Source organism: Specibacter sp. NPDC078709 (assembly GCF_040686795.1).
Classification (GTDB): domain Bacteria; phylum Actinomycetota; class Actinomycetes; order Actinomycetales; family Micrococcaceae; genus Specibacter.
This window is the reverse complement of record NZ_JBFBLU010000002.1, coordinates 434,417-453,948: the sequence shown is the minus strand read 5'-3', so window position 1 is coordinate 453,948 and position 19,532 is coordinate 434,417. Positions and strand designations below refer to the sequence as shown.

General features: G+C 52.3%; 9 protein-coding genes. 1 reads left to right on the top strand and 8 read right to left on the bottom strand.

From position 1 onward, the window contains the following. Window positions 1–43: 43 nt before the first annotated feature. Window positions 44–991, bottom strand: a complete 948-nt coding sequence (locus AB0P14_RS06085; RefSeq protein ID WP_363839075.1) for an ISAs1 family transposase — start codon at window positions 989–991, stop codon at window positions 44–46. A gap of 63 nt (window positions 992–1,054) precedes the next feature. Here AB0P14_RS06085 and AB0P14_RS06080 point away from each other — a divergent pair, with 63 nt between their 5' ends. Continuing rightward, window positions 1,055–3,298: a putative transposase gene (locus tag AB0P14_RS06080; protein ID WP_363839072.1), complete on the top strand. Its 2,244-nt coding sequence runs from the start codon at window positions 1,055–1,057 to the stop codon at window positions 3,296–3,298. Window positions 3,299–3,311: 13 nt separating this feature from the next. Here the strand turns inward: AB0P14_RS06080 and AB0P14_RS06075 are convergent, their stop codons facing one another. From AB0P14_RS06075 to AB0P14_RS06045, 7 genes are all read right to left on the bottom strand, one after another. After that, window positions 3,312–5,543: a putative transposase gene (locus AB0P14_RS06075; RefSeq protein WP_363839070.1), complete on the bottom strand. Its 2,232-nt coding sequence runs from the start codon at window positions 5,541–5,543 to the stop codon at window positions 3,312–3,314. A 389-nt stretch (window positions 5,544–5,932) separates the two neighbouring features. Then, window positions 5,933–6,592: a CatB-related O-acetyltransferase gene (locus tag AB0P14_RS06070; RefSeq protein ID WP_363839067.1), complete on the bottom strand. Its 660-nt coding sequence runs from the start codon at window positions 6,590–6,592 to the stop codon at window positions 5,933–5,935. Window positions 6,593–6,695: 103 nt separating this feature from the next. Beyond that, window positions 6,696–7,856 (bottom strand): polysaccharide pyruvyl transferase family protein, encoded by a 1,161-nt coding sequence (locus AB0P14_RS06065; protein ID WP_363839064.1) that lies wholly within the window; start codon window positions 7,854–7,856, stop codon window positions 6,696–6,698. Between the two features lie 46 nt (window positions 7,857–7,902). After that, window positions 7,903–9,063, bottom strand: a complete 1,161-nt coding sequence (locus AB0P14_RS06060) for a hypothetical protein (protein ID WP_363839061.1) — start codon at window positions 9,061–9,063, stop codon at window positions 7,903–7,905. A 911-nt stretch (window positions 9,064–9,974) separates the two neighbouring features. After that, window positions 9,975–12,143: a polysaccharide lyase family 8 super-sandwich domain-containing protein gene (locus tag AB0P14_RS06055; RefSeq protein ID WP_363839058.1), complete on the bottom strand. Its 2,169-nt coding sequence runs from the start codon at window positions 12,141–12,143 to the stop codon at window positions 9,975–9,977. Window positions 12,144–12,315: 172 nt separating this feature from the next. After that, complete coding sequence (locus tag AB0P14_RS06050; RefSeq protein ID WP_363839055.1) at window positions 12,316–14,814, bottom strand: heparinase II/III family protein; 2,499 nt, start codon at window positions 14,812–14,814, stop codon at window positions 12,316–12,318. Window positions 14,815–15,086: 272 nt separating this feature from the next. Further along, window positions 15,087–19,532: a glycosyltransferase gene (locus AB0P14_RS06045; protein ID WP_363839052.1), complete on the bottom strand. Its 4,446-nt coding sequence runs from the start codon at window positions 19,530–19,532 to the stop codon at window positions 15,087–15,089.

Genomic DNA, 19,532 nt, shown 5'->3' with positions numbered 1-19,532 from the left:
CCTATATGCCGCAGGGGACGACACAGGGCTTCTGCAAAGTCGTTTAGCTGATAGATAGGCCAGCGAGTTTGAGGGCACGGTCCGGGTAGTTGCGTGCGCCCCTGGTGGCTTTGGCAAGGTTTGTTTCACCTTCGAGCCTCAGGATCGTAATGGCGATGTTCCTCAGGGACGCCATGACACGGGGCGCGTTGCCTCGCCGGACCTGGCTGGAGTCTTCTCGCCAAGTTACGTCCCGGCGCCAGTGGAGGCCGTTTTCAATTCCCCAGTGGCCGCGGATCAGGGATCCAATGAGCTCCGGTTTCCCTGCTGCCGAGGTCAGCGAGGTGACGATGTGGACCGTCTCGGTCGACCACTTCCGGGCTCCGAGCGGCCGGGACTTGCGGGTGATCTGTGCGGCCTGGGATGCATGGGGGAACTTGATCCCGGCAGCGACACTGACACATTTGACGGTCCGCTGGATCTCGCGGCCATTGGCGGTTTCGTGGGTCTTGTGCCCGGCCCTCACCTGCTTCCACGGCAAGGCGCACAACTGGTCGTGAAGCTTGGGCTGGTTCGCTTTCACGGTCATTACATAGTGGGCTTCCCTTGAGTGCAGGTACTCGGCATGCTCCCGCTGGGTATGCAACGCATCGGCAGATATCACGACGCCGGCAAGGTCTTTGATTCCCTCCAGTAGCGGCTTGAAGTAGGTGATCTCGTTGTGCTTCTCGGACACGTTCTGCTGCACGAGGACGGCCCCGGTGACGTGGTCAATGCCGGCGAGCAGGTGGATCCTGGTGCCGCCGCCGTTCTTGGCGCCACGGACTTCTTTCCCATCGATGGCGATGGCCGCCACCGGTGTCATGCCTTGTGCCCATGCGCCGATCAACTGGTCCAGGGCATTGGCATCCAGGAGTTGGAGAACCCAGGCCTCTGGACACGGTGACGCTGGGGCCTTTGTAGTTCGTTGAATTGCCGCGGTTCTTACTGTGGCCCGGGCTGTTAATTCCACTCATCTTGTGAGATAATAAGGGTGTGATGATTTTCTGGGTGGGTGGGTGAAACAATGGTTTCAATGACCACCCAAACTGCCCTTCCCCTGCTGCCGGATCTCGGCGCCGTGCCCGTGGGCGAGCATGCAGCCCTGCTGGAAAACGAGTTGGGCGGAAAAGTCTTCATCAACGGGCAGTTGGCCTATGTATGGGGTGCCGGCCAGGACGGGTTGCGCCGTCTGGCGGCTTCGCAGCTTGTCGATACGGGCGCGGCCCAGGTCAACGAGGTTGCGGCTGGTTTCGGCGTGAACACGGAGTCATTGCGGCGCTGGCGCAAGTCCCTTGAAGGTGCAGGCCTGATGGGTTTGGCGCCGGTGAAGAAGGGGCCCAAGCGCCCGTCCCTGCTCACGGATGCGAAAGCGGCAGAAATCCGTGATGTTCGTGCCGGCGGGGCGAGCCTGCGGGCGACCGCCGAAGCGACCGGGGTTTCCACTGACACGGTCCGGCGCGCCATGGCCATGACCTCCATGACGGAAACTTCGGCCGCTGAATCTTCCCAGAATACTGGGGTGCCCCTTGAGCCGGCGGAACAGCTGCCACTGCCTGTGCTGCCGGCACCGGTCACCCGTGACGGGGAGCGGGCAGCGGCACGTTCCGGACTCCTGGGCTGCGCAGCCCCGGTGTTTGCCCCGGCTGCCCGCATCCGCCATGCTGGCTTGTTTTTGGCGGTGCCGGCCCTGGAAACCACCGGCCTGCTGGCCTGCGCCAGGGAGGTGTATGGGTCTTTGCCGGATGGGTTTTACGGGCTCGACAGCATCCTGATCGACGCGGTCCTGCGGGCTTTGGCTGGGGAGGCCCGGGCCGAGGGAGCTACCCGCTTCGACCCGGTGGAGCTGGGCCGAGTGCTGGGGTTGGACCGGGCACCGGAAGTGAAAACGATCCGCCGCCGCATCTCCCAGCTGGCCGAGGCCGGCAAGGCCCAGGTGCTGATTGCTGCCCTGGCCAAACACCACCTCACAGCCATGGGGCCGGGCGATGAGGATCTGGCCGCGGTGCTCTATGTTGACGGGCATGTGCGCGCCTACCAAGGCACCAAAAGAATCGGAAAGCTGTACTCGACGAGGTTGAAGTTCCCGGTCCCGGCGACCGAGGAAACCTGGGTCACCGACGCCCAGGGTTCCCCCGTGTTCGTCGTCATGGCCGCCCCCGGCGCTTCGCTGGCCGGTGAGCTCCGCACCCTCCTGCCCGAACTACGCACAGCCGTAGGGGATGAGCGGCGCGTGCTGGTTGGTTTTGACCGTGGCGGCTGGTCACCGGACCTGTTCAAACACATGGATGAGAAGGGGTTTGATGTGCTGACCTGGCGCAAAGGCGCCAGCAAAGACGTGGCAGAGGATCTCTTCAAAGAGGTCTCCCACACCGACGAAAATGGTGAGGAGAAGACCTGGTCGGTGGCGGACACTCTCGTTGACCTGTCCCTGGCCACGACTGCGAAGACCGGGGAAGTCCTCTCGATTCGGCAGCTCAGCCGCATCGTGGCGGCAACAGGCGGCGGGACCCGGCAAATCCACATCCTCACCACCGACAAGACCATGGGGGCCGGGGAAGTGGTGTATCGGATGGGAGCGAGATGGCGGCAGGAAAACCAGTTCCGCTACGCCCGCATGCACTTCGATCTTGATTCCCACGACTCCTACACCAGCACCGGTGACGATGAGGGCAGGATGGTGCCGAACCCGGCCAAGAAAAAGGCCTACCAAAAAGTTGTTGCCGCCAGGAATGCCCATGCCGAGGCCGCCGCGATCGCCGATATCAACCTGATGGCCCTGAAAACCCCGGAAGAAGGCAGAAATGAACTTGCTGTCACGGTCACCAGTGCCATGCACAACCAGGCCATGGCGCCGCTGTGGGAGGCAGAAAACGCCCTGATCGCGGCCGAGAAGGCGCATAAGGGCATTCCGGCGAAGCTGCGGCTCGGTGAGCTGAACCCCGGCCAGCAAGTCCTGGACACCGAGGTGAAGCTGATCCATCACGGCATCCGGATGGCCGCCTACAACACCGCGATGACCATCGCCCGGGAGATCCGCACCAACACCGGCTACAAACGCGCCACCCAGGAAGCCCACGCACTCATGCGCCAGGCCTTCAACCAGACCGGCGACATCGATCCCACCGCCCCCGGCTACCTCACGATCACCCTGGACCCGCTGCCGACCAAGGCGAAAACCGCGGCCGTCGCCGAGCTCTGTGCCCACCTCACGGCAACCGAAACACGCTACCCCGGCACCGAGCTCATTCTGCGCTACAAAATCAAGAACCACGCCTAACAACCCACAACAATTACCTCACCATGACCGGAGTCCTGGTCCCGGGGTAGCGGGTTTTTGTGCTGGTGAGGTGGTTGCAGAGTTCGGCGGCGGCCGCGGTTTTGGCCTTGGTCGGTAACGGGTCCAGTGTGATGGTGAGGTAGCCGGGTTGGGTGGTGTTGATGTCGCCGGGCTGGTTGAAGATCTGGCGCATGAGGGCGTGGGCTTCTTGGTTGGCGCGCCGGTAGTCGGTGTTGGTGCGGATCTCCCTGGCGATGGTCATCGCGGTGTTGTAGGCGGCCATGCGGATCCCGGTGTGGATCAGCTTCACCTCGGTATCCAGGACTTGCTGGCCCGGGTTCAACTCCCCGAGACGGAGCTTCGCCGGAATGGCTTTGTGGGCCTTCTCGGCTGCGATCAGCGCCGTTTCTGCTTCCCAGAGGGGTGCCATGGCTTGGTTGTGCATGGCGCTGGTGACCGTGACGGCCAGTTCTGTGGAGCCTTCTGCCGGGGTTTTCAGCGCAATCAGGTTGATATCGGCGATGGCGGCGGCCTCGGCATGAGCATTCCGGGCGGCCACGACTTTTTGGTACGCCTTGGCCTTGGCAGGGTTGGGCACCATCCGGTCTTCATCGTCATCGGTGCTGGTGTAGGAGTCGTGTGAGTCGAGGGCGAAGTGCATGCGGGCGTAGCGGAACTGGTTTTCCTGCCGCCACCTATTGCCCATCCGATACACCACCTCCCCAGCGCTCATGGTCCGGTCGGTGGTGAGGATGTGGATTTGCCTCGTGCCGCCACCAGCGGTGCCCACGATCCGGCTGATCTGCCGGATGCTGAAGACTTCACCGGTTTTCTTGGTGGTGTTCAAGGGTAGGTCAACGAGCGTGTCAGCGACCGACCATTTGCGTGTCTCCCCGTGGTCGTCGGTGTGGGACACCTCAGTGAACATTTTCCCTTCGATGTCTTTGGTGGTGCCTTTGCGCCAGGTCAGCACATCAAAACCAGCCGCATCCATGTGCTTGAACAACGCCGGGGACCAGCCGCCCCTATCGAAGCCGACCAACACGCGCCGGTCGTCCCCGACCGCTGTGCGCAGTTCCGGCAGCAGGTCGCGGAGTTCGGCGGCCAGGGACGCGCCCGGTTTGGCCATGACGACGAAGACGGGGGATCCTTGGGCGTCGGTGACCCAGGTTTCCTCGGTCGCCGGGACGGGGAATTTCAATCTCGTGGAGTAGATTTTCCCTATTCTATTCGTGCCTTGGTAGGCGCGCACGTGTCCGTCAACATAGAGGATCGCTGCCAGATCTTCCCCGCCCGGGCCGGTGCCGGCCAGGTGGTGTTTGGCCAGGGCAGCAATCAGTTCCCCGGCGTTGCCGGCCTCAGCAAGTTGGCTGATCCGGCGGCGGATGGTTTTTACTTCCGGGGCCCTGTCCAATCCCAACACGCGTCCGAGCTCAACCGGGTCGAAGCGGGTGGCACCCTCGGCCCGGGCTTCCCCAGCCAACGCCCGCAGCACACTATCGATCAGGATGGTTTCCAGGCCGTAGAAACCATTCGGCAAGGGACCATACACCTCCTTGGCGCAGGCGAGCAGGCCGGTGGTTTCCAGTGCCGGGAAGGCCAGGAACAGTCCGGCATGGCGAACGTGGGCGGCCGGGGCAAACACCGGGGTTGCGCATTCAAGCAGTCCGGCGGCGGCACGTTCCGCTGCGCGTGGTGCCGGGGCCGGCTGGAGCGGCAGCTCAGGCTGCTGGGCTGGTTCCAAGGCTTCAGCTTCATCGGCGGTGGGTGTTTCCGCAGCGTCAGCAGCGGCTTGTTCGGCAGCGATTTTCAAGGCACGGCGGACGCTGAACTCCGAGACGCCGACAGCGTTGCCGACGGCCTGCTGGGACAGGCCGGTGCTGCGCAGTTCCACGATTCGGGTGATGACAGTGTCGCTGAGTCGGGAGGCTTTCCTCGGCCCCTTCTTTTCCGGCACCAACGCGGCAATGCCACCCTCGAGCAGTAGCTGCTTCCACAGCCACACTGTGGATGGGTCGACATCGAAGACGGCGGCAATTTCACCGACCCCGGCAACTTTCATCGCCGCTAGTTTCACCGCTGCCCAGCGGCGGCCGGCTTCATCGCCAGCGTCCCAGGAAAACGAGGCTTGTCCGTGCAGGAAAACAGTGCCACCACCATCGGCATTCCTCAGGAGTTCCCCGGCTAGGCCCAGCGGGACCGCACCGGAAACCATCGCCACAGGAAGAGGAGGTTGAGCAGTCATGACACTCATCATTTCACCCTTCCAAGAGGCGTTGTTTCTTGGATCTATTTTATCGAATAATGGGCAAAATTAACAGTCTTTTACCCAAGGAAACCCTGATAAATCAACGAACCCGCAAACCCGTCACCCAAGCATGTCCGGAGTCCTGAGTCCAGGAGATTAAGAAGCATCTTTACGGCATCGACTGCCACAACGGGAGGGTCGTTCAAGGCTCGTGGTCCTGTTCAGGTCGAATGCACAGATACTACTCATCCCAGTAGGGCCACGAACCCTTTGCATAGCTAAATCAAGATCTCAATCCCCTACGAACCACGAAGAGCCCTGATAATGCTCTCCGGATTCGGTAGAGCCACAACGGTAGCCGTAACCGAAAACGAGCCAAATTTCAGTCAATCTTCAATACTCAACAAATCAACCGAGGTTATCTTCATTGGTCTAAACTCTTCAAGATCCTGAGTTACATTCTTGAACTCGTCAATGAATTGATTAATATCAGTAATGTCACGCTTCATGAAACTCGCCGGCTCATACTTCCACCACTGAAGATCCAAAAGTTCATCGATAACACGCTGAACAAACCGATATTTTATGATCCTAGCTGGATTACCACCAACAATGGCATATGCGGGCACATCCTTGGTGACGACTGAATAAGCAGCAATTACGGCACCATGGCCAATTCTAACGCCACGATTCAAAGTCACGTTCTGGCCGATCCACACATCGTTGCCAATTATTGGCATAGGTTTTTCGAAAACCCTCGCATCACGGAACATAATTGAATCAGGGCGCGACTCTAAGTAAGCTTGGATGTTCGGCGAGTGTCGTTCGTAGGTAATATTGCTTACGGTAAGCCACTCATAGGGGTGACGCGGACCCGTAACAGACAGACCCCAGCTGATCGCGCAGTAACGACCTACAGACATTCCAGGCTGCAACGGCGAATGTGAATAAGAAAATGCACCAATCGTGCACAAATTCCCGCCAGCATATATACCAGCGTATTGTTCGATCTCGATATCGGTGCGAAACGTAAATTTGGATGGCATTGCACGAGGCGATGAAGCCCTCCAGCTCAAACCAATACCGAAACTAGAAAACAAATTCGCAAGCTCGATTGAATAAAGTACGTTCTTTTGGCTAACTACCATCTCACACTCCAGACACATTCGTCAAAACCGACTTAAATGGTGCCTTGATTGACGGCAGACCATTTTCTGTCAAGTAATAGTTGAAAGATTCAAATTTGCCGCCAATTGAATCAAAAAATGGCTCAAAGTCAATAGCTTTATGAATATCTTCAGGTTCAATTTGACCAATATCTTCCAGGGCCATGCTGGGTAAATTGGCAAATTCAACTAACTCGCGAGTCCTCGCGTCATGAGTGAGCCACAACGCCGGAACTCCACTTAGAATTGAGGACATGTTTGCGTGGAATCGCGTTCCATAAGTGAACGAGACATGTTCCATATTGAACTGAGTCCAGCTGTCTAAGCTTCGAAAAAGTCGGTAGTATTTCATAAAATAATCAGGAATTGTCGATTTCTCACTAAAAAGATCAGGAAATTCCCGCTTAAGAGGCTTCATACTGTAGGGAACTTCCATATTTTCTCTACTAGAAATCCTAATAAAATAATCGTGAAAGGCACGGGAAACTGGTTCTACAAGGTAATGTTCAGCCCGAATTGCACGCCCTAGAAGTACTCTCTCGATAGGACGCTGCAGATTAGTGACATTGACGGCCGGACGGCCAAAACGAATGCCGTTCTTGGAATTCCTATACAAATCTTCAAGCATTCCCGGCCTCGAATACAGTGATGGGCATCCTGTCACATAGGCGTTCTTCACTCCTGCTAATTTCTCAACAACGTTCTTCGTGTATTCACCACGTACTCCGAGAAGTGAAGCTCTCGAACTCAAAAACTGTACTAACTCGATCGCCTCTGGGGGCAGCGTCGCGTTCTCTAAATCATAGCCGTTGGCTTGAACACCAAGACCGAATACAACGATTGGCTTATTATACTGCTCCAAAGACTTTTGAAATCTAGCATAAGCTGTTCCATCTTCACGGCCTAAGATCAACATATTTGCAAGCGTTACAATCAGGTGACTACACGAATTATTCACAAAAGGCCGAAAGCTCCCCTGACCCGAAAGCTTTATGTGCGCATCAGAAGAGTAAATACTATTCGGGTACATTAGTAGCGGAGCGTTAGCATGCACCATATTTCCGGAATTTTCCGGCGTATAGATAGGAAAGCTGTCAGGCAACTTAGGCAGGCATCCCATGACGCCAATGGGTTGTGTGTTCATGCTATTCGCCTTCATTCTGTGGATGGTAGTCTGCCGAGGAGACAAATCATGATTTCAAGCTCGGATGCCAAGTCGACAAATAAGCGATGGTGTCCCTGTATTCACACCAATCTAATTCATTGTAAATCTCGACCCTGGCCGCCAATAACTTAGAATAAACTTGCTGTTTCTGATCGAAAGACCACGCAGCCGTAAAAATAGGATTGATCTTCTCGAAGAAATCCAGAGTTCTTCCCTTGAGAAACGAATCTATATCATGCGGAATCTTGGACACGAGCTCTTCAGCCTTCTTCTTGCCTTTTCGTTTGCAGATATACAAAGAAAGGAAATCGGAAGCCAAGCTTTTGCCGAATTCAAAATGTGCTTCGGTTGTGTCTTGTTGAACCGATATTCCGAAATCATCGCTAAATAGTTCCTGAACAATATTAAGCAATATAATTTTTCTATTCAGCTTCTCCGACTTCGGTGCCGCCAAAGAGCTCAGACTCTTTGCGAATAACTCTGGTAGATGTTTTGCTATTACCATGACCGTGCCCACCTCGGTGAGTCCAAGTACCGGATTGAACTGCGCCATGTCCGCCGCAGCAAAAACGGGTTGAGGCTTATTGGTAAAATGTGATTGCTTGAAGTTCCAAGGTGACGCTTCCAGAATCGATCCAAAACTGTATGTTTCTATTTCCAAGTAGTCTCGGAGGAGAATCGTGCCGATCCCCATGAAAGTCCAATGGTTACTGGCGAATCCTAGATTACGGAAATTTGTTCTAACGACAGTGGTATCAAAACTATTGAAGAACTTACTTTCACGTTCGAAGGAACCTCCGAAATCTAGGGAAACCAGCTTCCGGTTTTCGGGCATAAGAGCCAGAGCGGCAAGCGAGTCAAACCCTCCACTGAAGTTCAACGCCGTCGTCCGTCCAGGAGGTGCACTGTCCGGCAGCGCCGCGCGGCCTGATTTAATCTCCGAATTTGTTATGGCAGAAATATACCGACGGGTTCTGTCTGTGATCGCCAGGTCCAGCTCAATTTCAGAATACTTCTGACCTATCAAAGTGCAGAGACTCAGCGCAATCAAATCCGAGGACGGTACAAACCTTTCCGGGAGTGTAAACCGTATGTCCCGGGAACCTGTTGAATCCTTCAATGTGAATCCAAAATCCGAGCTATCGTTCACTCCGAAATCAAAAATACGTCCCTGCATGTTATCCATTTCATCCGAGCGATAAAGTTGAGTCTGGACTGTCTGGTATTTGTGACGACTGCGATGCTCATCCTAGGACGCCTCGTTGTCAAGCAACATCTACAATCACTCATACCCTATTCTATTTTATCTACATTCGCCAGCCAACAACTACCACCTTGGAGCCCTAGCATCACAACCCAACCATGTCTTTGATGACCAAGGATGGGCGTGGCCAGCGGCATCTGTCCGAACAGAAAAAATCTATTGGTATGCAGACATGGCAGCCGGCCCCAGAGGCAGCAGTCCAATTACCATCCAAATGGGCAATACTAATTTTCGACGCATGGTTCGCTTCACTAGCTGGTGAGAGACTGATTGCAATATCGCTTCGTAGGATACATACTTGCCCAACAACTAGCTGCAGCACCCGAGCCTCGCCACCTCGACAACGGCTCTATTCCTCGTCGCAGTGGAATCACCCCTAACCTCACAGCCGGACCCAAGGCCAGCGTCCACGGCAATTGCTCCGGCGGTTCTGGTCAAACTGAACTAACACGAATAGATCTCGCAGGTATCTCGCAAAGTCGGTGCGTACTAAGGTACGCACATTTCAGTTGCGGGCAACAAGAATAGACTAACGGCCCGCATTCGGATAAAACTTACAAATCGAATATCGAAAGATGTGTCAGAAACTTTGTCACATGATGTGTGATTATTGGTCTTGGGGCCGGGAATCGACACCCTAACGAGGCACTGTGGCGAAGCGTAATCGAGACATGGGAGAGGTCAATCAGGGGCGAATCTAGATGAGCTGGCCCCTTTGTTCAGCAGAACGACCCTTCTAAATACCACTCGCCCAATTCAGCACTCCACACCCATGAACGACCTGAAATAGGAGCCTCTCACGCCTTCCATGGTAACTAGATCAGCTTCCACAATTAATTCAGCAGTAGCGTTTGTGAATTGCGGCCTACATTCTCCAGACTCAAATTTGAATACAGAGGATGACTTGGACTATCAATATTGCTGTAGCTGAGTCCTATATCAATACGACCTTGGCCGTCCTCTGGATCGCAGACAGTCAAACTAGACTCTCCTTCACTGCACTGAATAACCACAATACAGGCCTTGGAAACATCGATGTAATTTGATTCGGACAAAAAATACTTGCCGGCTGAACGGATGGCCGCAGTGAAGCATTCTTTACCCAAAGATACAATCTGGGCCGAATTGTCATTCTGAAGAACCACTGGATTCTTAAAATAATCTTGAGACAGATTATTCATTTTTTCTTCCTGTGAATCCGACAACGGAATAATAGAATACGAAAATGATCGCCTAGCATCCTTATGATTCATATAGACTGTCAACCAATACCAATTAACGCCATCAACCGTAGAGCTCGATTCATCAACGTCCAGAGAACCGTCTAAAGGACAAATCCATCCCCAGCCATCCAGGAAAATAGATCCTTCGCTAGACACGGAAAAATCGCGTCTCTGGCGATCTCTAAATGTGTGAATTGTAGTACGAACTTCACCGAATCCCGAGTCGATTATATAACCGACACAAACGATTGAACTCTCACTAACATTCCAAGACTTAGATATCCGAAGACTTGACTGATAGCCCCTCACATCTTGTGATAAACAATTTACGCCATTCTCGGCCACCGCTCCACCAGCCCACGAATTACTAGGTGCTAAATTATCCCACGGGCGACCCGCATCAAAGCTGCCGGAAATATCAACACTAGTTCCTGGGACTCTATCCGCGGCAATTGTGGCCCAATATCTTGATGAGCTGTCAGTTAGAGCCGACGGAACCTGTACAAATAGGGCTCCGTTCCCCGAATGATATCCATTCAAATTCTCACCTGCTCCGTTTTCAAAATAGGAAACATTGCAGTCACTCAAAGCGAATCCGGCCGACCATCCAAATCTACTTCTGTAAATGCCCCGGAGCATCGTGGAATACCATGTCATTCGGTTCGATGCCGTAGGCAATTCGAAACTAGTCAGCAGCGCCTCATCGGCCAAATTAAACCAGGAACTCACGGAAGTCATCGCGTCGCAATTGCAAGGCACCCTCGTGAGGGAGTCCTGTGCCCACTTACCAGCGCGAAACCACAAATCTAGCAGCCACGTCCCGACACCTTGGTGTAGGGACATTCCGAATCCGATTAGGTCAGAAAGGGTTCCGAGAGTATCAACTATAATTCCTTCCCGTCCCATGGCTCTCCCACAAACCATCGGTAAAAAACCGCCGTCAGCTAGCAGTGGGGCAAGTCCGTGCTCGGCGAAGAAATCTAAATAAAGGTGGGCCTCAGACGCCATCTTAAATTCCGTTCCATGCACAAGTCGCCACGTAATCGACATAACATGAAATGCAGCGGCCCCATAAGTTCCATTATAGGGAACGTTTCTGTGGAAGATAAATGAACCATCCCGATAAAGTCCCTCACCCGCCCTGACAAGCTTCATGGTTTGTTCCACAACATCGATCATTGATGTCATATCTGCATAGCTATTTCGTAGAATCGCGATTCCTATGAGGCTATACGATTGGTCGACTAAATTCGCGCTTGTCATTACACGATTGCCATTCGTGCGGGCCCATCTATTTATTCTTGGATCGGGTATATTGTATAAAATTGCAGAAATAGTTCGATCTCGCAGGTCCTGCGAAAAGTCAGCCTCAATAAGCAATAAACAATCCGTTAGGCGCTGTGGAATCCCTATTGTCCACTCCCACCAATTCCCTTCTGCATTCATTCCTTCAAAATAACTATTATCTACTAATCCAGTAACAAGCGAAATCGCAAGCCTACGTGCTTCTTTGGATTCAAAATAGATCGAATTGTCCGTAACCGACGCTAGAGACAATAATTTGGCTATTTTTGCTAGTCTCCATGACTCAGACCCAGTCTGTCGTCGACCAACTTCGAGTAAGAGTTCTGCCTTAGTCGTCAGAATTTGACTTACAGAATCATCAAACCGATGGAGAGCAAGAGTCGACGTAAATGCGCCTCCATCAGGACCGGTAAGTAAATCCTTCCACCTAGCAGTTAACGTCGCCCATATACCGTTGTCCGCGACCAAAATCAACCAGCCTCCGTTATTCTATACGCTTGCCATAGTATTGTAGTGAGTATTTCGCCCTACAAGCGCCAAGTAAAGACGAGAACCACTGCCCTATTCATTCCTTCGGTTCATCGTCGAAACGAAAAGGTGCGGCAAACGACTTTAGACTTCCACTTGGGCCACTTCCACGAAGATACTAACCCCTAACCTCAACCCATTGTGTTGTGAATGCTTGCCTCATTGTCGGGTCAGCGTTGTCTCTCAAATAAACACGAACCCGGTAACGACCAACGTCCAGATCCTGCCACCGATGTCTATCGATGCGAGAATACGGAATATTGGAAACTACGCTGGAATCCCTATACAAATTCAAAGCAACATCGTTACCTTGAAGTCCACTAAGTTCCAGAAGTATCGACGATTCGCCTTTCAGTGAGGCTATCACGGCTGCAGGTCCAAAATGTCGTGCTCTTGGTTCCAGATTCCCAGTCTTAGATTCCAATCGTGACGACAGGAACTGCCGAAGCGCTCGGCCATAGACCGGGCCAATCTCTGAATGCGGCAGACCTGGACGCGTGTCCAGTTTTACGTCATGCGACAGTCTTTCCATGTGCGCCACGAAAGGCAAAACATGATTCTTGTAGTGGTGGTCAGCTTCACCGACCAGAATAGAGATCGCAGGAAGTACTGGCGTTTTTTCCGTAAGCGAGAAAATTACGTCATCTAACATTTGAATATGCTCGGGGGATGTCCCTCCCGCCATGAACCCCAACACGTTTGGATGCGGCTTCTCTAGAAAAGAACCAATACAAGTTTGGGGCGCCCCAACGAAAACATCACCTGCACCCGCAGCAATCCCATGGATAAGGGCCGCGGAACCTCCCTTAGATGACCCAACGGTCACCATATCCAATCCTGTCAGACCCAATTCGTCGAGTTTTTGACGGATCAAATCTTGTGTAGTTTCAAAAATGTACGTATCGCCATGGTCACTATAGTAATATGATCCCTGATCGCCAAAATCATCCAATATATAAAGGATATTAGCCGTGCAGTCAGCTAAAGTTGAACGGTAATTGTAGGTGAAATCACCAGGTCCGCTAATAGCGGAAAATACGACGACGAGAACATCGCGTCCTTCCGGACTTGACGCTCGAGTCATCGAGTAATTAATGCTAGAACGTCCTTGGAAACGCTCCCATTTTACTGCTGATTCCAATAGTTTTCTGTCCACATAATTGAATGACTTTAATCGAAATTTAGTCTCTAGCTTTGCCTGGAGTCCACGAAATGAAACAACTATGGCGTTATTAGGCTCGGACACGCCAAATGTTGGACAACGCCACCCAACTCGTATCGGATAAGTCGCGCCCCGCTGCAAACTAATTTTGAGGGGAACATCAGCTGTCATTAGAGCATCCATGACTTTGACACCTTTGTGGAACAACTCAAATCCTTGACCATGCACGACTGGAACTACATCAGGACCTAGGTTCCAGACCAAATCAAAGTCATTTTCGGATTCCGATTCAACGGTATCCAATACATCTATCTTAGTTTCGCCTTCCACTTCCAAAATTTTTACCGTGCGGCTATGTTTCGTTTCATAAAGACGTTGGGTGACACCTCTAACTGAAAGATTATCAACGCTATCGTCCTCAACGAACATCCGCACAGTGTCGGATTTATTATCTGTACGACGAACACTTCTACGATTAACGACTATATTATTGTGAGCATATTGTCCATAGGCAAAGACAGTCGCCGGATCCTTATAGTTATAGCCATGAGGACCAGCCTCAGTTATTAGATCAATCCCATTGCTGGTCAAGAGAAACGATAGATCATCTGAATGCTTGTGATAGTCGGCATTATATGCAGCGTGGAAGTATGCAAAAGTTGCATTAGGATCACTCCAGGACGAGCGGTAGATCATGTATCCAGAGTCACCTAGTAGCAGAACCCGTTCTTGGGGAATCTCACCTTTTAGTCCCCGACTGGCAGCATATTTGAAGTTATTGTCTTCGAAAAGATTTGAGGCATGCCATTCTAGACTTTTCTGCGTCGTGTCACTGACAGGAGGGAATTTTCCTGACGGCATTATGCTGTGAGTTGCAAAAATTGATGCCTTTTTAAAAATTTCAGTCAAAACTTCTAGATCTGGATGGTTAATGATTCGAATAAGTTCCAGATGTGATTTCAATTGATGACAAATCATTAAATGGTAAGTGGGAGTGTTTTCTCGATGTACACCCTCGGAAGTAAAGCAGGACAGGAAATATTGGCGAATGCGTCGTTCGCCAGTTTCAAAAGAATTCACTCTCGCAGTGTCGTCACGCCAACTAGCAAGTACAGAATAATTTATTAGAGCAATATCCTGGAACATTCCATGGTTGTTCCCAGTGGAATGGAATTCGCTATCTTCGAGAAGACTGGCTGTTTCATCCAAAATCTCTTCTAACCATTTCAGGTCCTGATCCATCAAATGGCCTATGCATGCATTGTGTATCGCAAGAAGATTTATCATCCGTTGAGCTGTCGTCTCATCATGATATGCCATCGGATTCAAAGATTGAGGCGAAGGATAACGTGAATGCCAGCATTGAATTATGTTAATTGCTGCCGCCGCCAACCCACCAGTGGAATCGTTCTTGATCGACAGGGGCCAATCTGCAAAGAATATGAGCCCATGCATGAACCGCGACTGTGCCCGATCAGACTCGTCAGACCACATTTCACCGTCTGAGAATGGAATGTCGGGGAACCCTGGCCGAACGAAACACTTGGATTCTTCGAAAGTCCTCACTCGTCCGGCTGATTCAAACGCAGCCCCGCTCGGAAGACGATGAATCACAATCCCTCGAAGATCGAAAAAACTAGTATGGTCATTTACTTGATCATGCATAATGGTCCCGCTGAGCCTTTGCTAAATATTGTCCGCTAAATCAACTGATTCTGTTAAAAGAATCAAAATCCAATAATTTCTCCCAGTATTCGGTCTAAGACCAGGGCTTCATCAAAGTTCCGACTTGAGAATTCTCGGGCCTCCTGCGAGCGTTCCAACCAATTTTCTTGGGTTCTGGTAACTTCGAGTATCTCCTGAGCCAGACTGGGTGCATCGGCTGAGAGCCACTTTTCCGGATATATCTGGTCTGCACCCGGCCACGCAAGACTCAACGGAACGGAGCCAGAGGCTGCTCCATCAGCAAGAGTTAAGTGAAAGGACTCGAAATCACTGAGTGATAGCGCTATTCCGATCTTGCTGTACCATTCAGGCATATCATCACCATGTCCGTCGAAATGAACGGCATCTTTCAGTAAAGGATCGCTTTTGATTCGTGAGAATTGTTCCTCGTAGAACTTCATCTCGTCTGGACGGTCAGCCATCCATGAGTAATCTTGCGGCCGTTTTCCCTTGATAAACAGCTGGAATCGATCATCCTTGCTTCGCAGACTAGTAAGTATGTCAAGAGCGATATCGAAACGTTTCCGCTCAGGGATTATTCCAACAAGACCGAGGTTAAAACGGGCATTAGCAGCTTTGTTTTTACTCAGAGAGGCTACGTCGACATAGTTTGGGATGACAGTGGTCTTTTCCGCTGGAATTCCGTGATCACGAATTGCCACGTCCGCCGTATGCTGGCCAACGAAAATCACCGAATCCACGCTGTTGAAATCTATGCGGTCCAGGTATGCAGTCGACAACTCTTGCAGGTGCAACCTCGAGACAAGTCGTTGGTTCGGAGACTTGTTTTTGGAGTACCACACAGCATTTCCAAGAGTCCACTCGCAAAATATGACGTCAGCGTCATACAGACGAGAACGACTCAGCTCTTCATCGTGACCGCTATGCCCCGTCCACTCATCAATGGTGACCTTGTGTCCGTCAGATTTCAGCTTACGGATGATGCCGCCGGCGAACTTTAGATCATGACCAGCAACTAGTACACGCAAGGTTTTCTCGGGGTGGTATGGCGCACTAGCACTTGGTGCCACTGGACTGTCGCCAACCGGCTTCCTAAGAACTAGCGATCGCGTTGCCCGCTGGGTTATGGCCGACATTTTTGCGTGGCGGGGGTCCGGTGTTCCTTCATGGGCCATTCCCAGTCCTGGAGTGTCCAGTCCATCTGACGTCGACGAAACTACCCCCCATGTACCAAAGCTCAGAGCAGTTAGCAGATCCTCAAACGATGTGCGATCAAGAGCTTCAGTTCCCAAAGTACCGAGCCAATTCAGTCCAAGGCTCCTCGCCCCAACTACGGCATCGGGATAGGACTCAACCGTGGTGATTGGAATGTCTGTTGTAACGGATCCCTGGTCAGTCAAACAAAACACTTGTGTTGGAAGTACGGTCTGCTTTGCCAGCTGTGCCAGTACCTGCGCTGTGACACTCTCGACGAAAACACCATATTTCTCTGGCTCAGGCGATTGCACCTGCAGACCTGCAGTCCGTAGCGCGTAGGCAAGCCTGTGAGCGGCAGTGTGCATACGATGCACCATTCTGTAGCTCAACCAAGTGTCACGTAGCCGAGTCTCCTCGTCCCCAAGCCATTGCCTGATGAGGAGCCCCGCATCGCCTTTGCTACTGACTACTGGAACAAGTCCTGCGAATATTTCCTCGACTCCCCGGCCCTTGCCGCTGACAATAGCGCCTCCCGACGCAGCAATCTCCATGACGCGTCTGGAGAACATTGTGGGCGAATCTGCGACAGAGTTAACGTTGATATGGACGGGGTGTGCCTTATAAGCCTCGACCATCTCGGAGTAGTCGAGCCCACCATGAACATATCGCGATAATTCTTCAGGGAAGCGATAAGGACTGTCCGGATTCAAATGTTGACGGTCATAGATGGAAAGGCCGTAATCACTTGCCGCGGTCAATAGTTTGGCCAGCTCGGCGGAACGCTCAGCAAACCGTTCTCCGTAATAGGACCCTGCGTAGTTAACAGTGTGCTCATATTGCCTCATGCTGGGGAGAATGTTATGCAACTTCGGTTGAGCATAAAACGAAAGCGAAGAAACAGTTTTTTGCCTAATTCCAGCATTGTCCATGTAAGATTTAATGCACGTGGCATCCGAGGTGAATATATGGTCGAAATACTTTGAAGTTTTCCGGAAACGGTTGAAATGGACCGGATCTTCTTTATTCCAAAATATCGTCGGAACAGCCATCTTGTTACATGCAGCTAGAATCTGTTTGAGATCATCGAATTTCTCGTCGTCATAGAATCCAATTTTCTGCCGCCACAGTCCATTGATCCCCTCCCATGCAGATTCAACAAACAATGCGTCGACGGGTTGGCTAACTAGCTGTTCTCGCCAAGAGTCTGGGCGCAACACAACCAGGTTTACTTCGGGCTTGAGGCCCTCCATTGTGAATTGATCGGAGATGATCGCAATAGTCAAGCCTCCCAGTGGTACACCCGGCTGCAACAGACGGTAGTCTTCTCTTGCTGCACGATGCGCAGCCACAGCCACAGCACCTGCCTGAATCCAGGTACGCTCCCGTATGGTCCAAAGCCGGGCTCTCCTTGCCATCGACCGACTCAAGGCGTCATCATCCATCAATGCAGTGATGGCAGATGACAATGATTCTACATCTCCTGGAACTGCCAGCAATGCCCGCTCACCGTGGCTGCCGGCGAGTTCTCTCATTGGAGCAAGATCGCTAAGTATCATGGCCTTTCCGCAGGCCATCGCCTCTAGCGGTTTCAGGGGAGAGACCATCTCAGTGACCTGCAGTTTCCGTCGAGGACAGGGCATGATGTCAAACACGCTGATGTACGCCGCAACCTCAGTACTCGGGATTCGACCGGTGAAGGTTACGCAGTCACTGAGACCCAGAGCATTGGACTGCTCCTTCAGTGCTTTAAATTCAGGTCCATCTCCTACCACAACAAGCGCAATGTCTCGTCCATCCGTCCGGAGACTGCCAACTGCAGAAACGAGGTCAGCGACACCTTCATAGGCAACGAGGCTACCCGCATAACCCACAATTGTGGTCTTGTCGTCAATACCCAACTTCGCACGTAACCGCCGGGATGCCGGCATCGGGGCGAAAGCATTGGTGTCAACAGCGTTTGGTAGGAGAGATATCTTTGCCGGATCTACGCCACGATTTATGAGTTCTGCCCGAACTTGACCCGTAATGGCCAAAACACGATCAGCGTTGGTGGCCACAAGACTTTCCAATTTCTTGGCCAACTTGAACCGGTCAGATTTGTCCCACCATGATTTTGTGGATAGCTCCGTTATCTCCCAAAGCCCCCGCACTTCATAGACGAAAGGTACCCCCATCCTCCGCGCTGCGATAAGTGCAGGCAGAGCAGTAACGTAATTGGACGCCGAATGCATAAGCGAAACTCGGTTCCTCTGGGCTTCGCGAACAAAAATATCAGTAGCCTCCGCTAGGTACTGATCCAATCGATCCGAAGTCCAGCTGGGACCAGGATTGAAAACGTGAGGCACACCGTTGATTTGCTGTTCAAACCGCTGAGTTTCACGAGCAGAAATGTCGACCTTGGAATCCCACGGATAACCAGGCCGTGCTACAACTACCACGTCTTCTCCGGCTGTCTGCAGACCACCAACCAAACCGGTCGTTCGAGTTGAATAACCGTTACTGTTGAAGTGCCCGGAGCTATGGGCGCAATACATTATGCGCCCACGTTCAGCCAGATATCCGATATTTGACTGCCTTGGGGGGAGAGCTGGCGCCTCGACGAGCAGAGCGGCTTGCCCCTGTATGTTGCCCAAGACTTTGAGTTCCTTTGGAGTAACCTCGGCGAGTAGGTTGGCATGCTCCTGAATGAAGTCTGCCGGCCGCTTGAGTGAACCGCAGGTGAAGTAGTCAAAGTAGATCACTTTGATGGCACTGCCCCTTGACGGCGAATCCAAGAACTGATTCAACAACCAGTTGTAGTGGCTCTCAACCGTTGTTGAGTCATGCCCCGCATCCGGTATGACGGGGGCCGCCTTGCGAAGAAGCTGTTTCTTTTCGCTTGAATCCCCACTCAGGTGACTGGCCGCCAGCTGTGGTGCGGCCTTGACTGATGGCAGCTTTGCGGAAGATTTCATGCCTGTGAGCGATCGGCGCACAGGCTCAACGAGTTGCCATGGACGACTAATGGCCCTACCCAGTCGATAGCTTCTCGAGCCACGAAGCGCTATCAACGATTTTTTTAGGTTCGCTACCTCAATGGTCAGCGCAACAGAAGCAGCACGTTGCTCGATTCGAGCCGCCTCTGACGCCGCGAGGCCACGGCGCAGCGACTCGACTTCCCTTTCACGCCTCTTAAGTCTTGCTAGGGCTCCTTCATATTTAACAATCAGCGCATCTATGTCGCGTGCATGCTCAATACGCTTAGCCAACTTAATGGCTGATACCTTTGCTACTTCGTCGTCGTGCTTCAT

Bases quoted from the DNA above. Each gene is read 5' to 3' on its own strand.
- AB0P14_RS06080 (WP_363839072.1), top strand. From the start codon at position 1,055: ATGACCACCCAAACTGCCCTTCCCCTGCTGCCGGATCTCGGCGCCGTG.
- AB0P14_RS06060 (WP_363839061.1), bottom strand. From the start codon at position 9,063: ATGGATAACATGCAGGGACGTATTTTTGATTTCGGAGTGAACGATAGC.
- AB0P14_RS06050 (WP_363839055.1), bottom strand. From the start codon at position 14,814: ATGCATGGGCTCATATTCTTTGCAGATTGGCCCCTGTCGATCAAGAAC.
- AB0P14_RS06070 (WP_363839067.1), bottom strand. From the start codon at position 6,592: ATGCCATCCAAATTTACGTTTCGCACCGATATCGAGATCGAACAATAC.
- AB0P14_RS06075 (WP_363839070.1), bottom strand. From the start codon at position 5,543: ATGACTGCTCAACCTCCTCTTCCTGTGGCGATGGTTTCCGGTGCGGTC.
- AB0P14_RS06065 (WP_363839064.1), bottom strand. From the start codon at position 7,856: ATGAACACACAACCCATTGGCGTCATGGGATGCCTGCCTAAGTTGCCT.
- AB0P14_RS06045 (WP_363839052.1), bottom strand. From the start codon at position 19,532: ATGAAGCACGACGACGAAGTAGCAAAGGTATCAGCCATTAAGTTGGCT.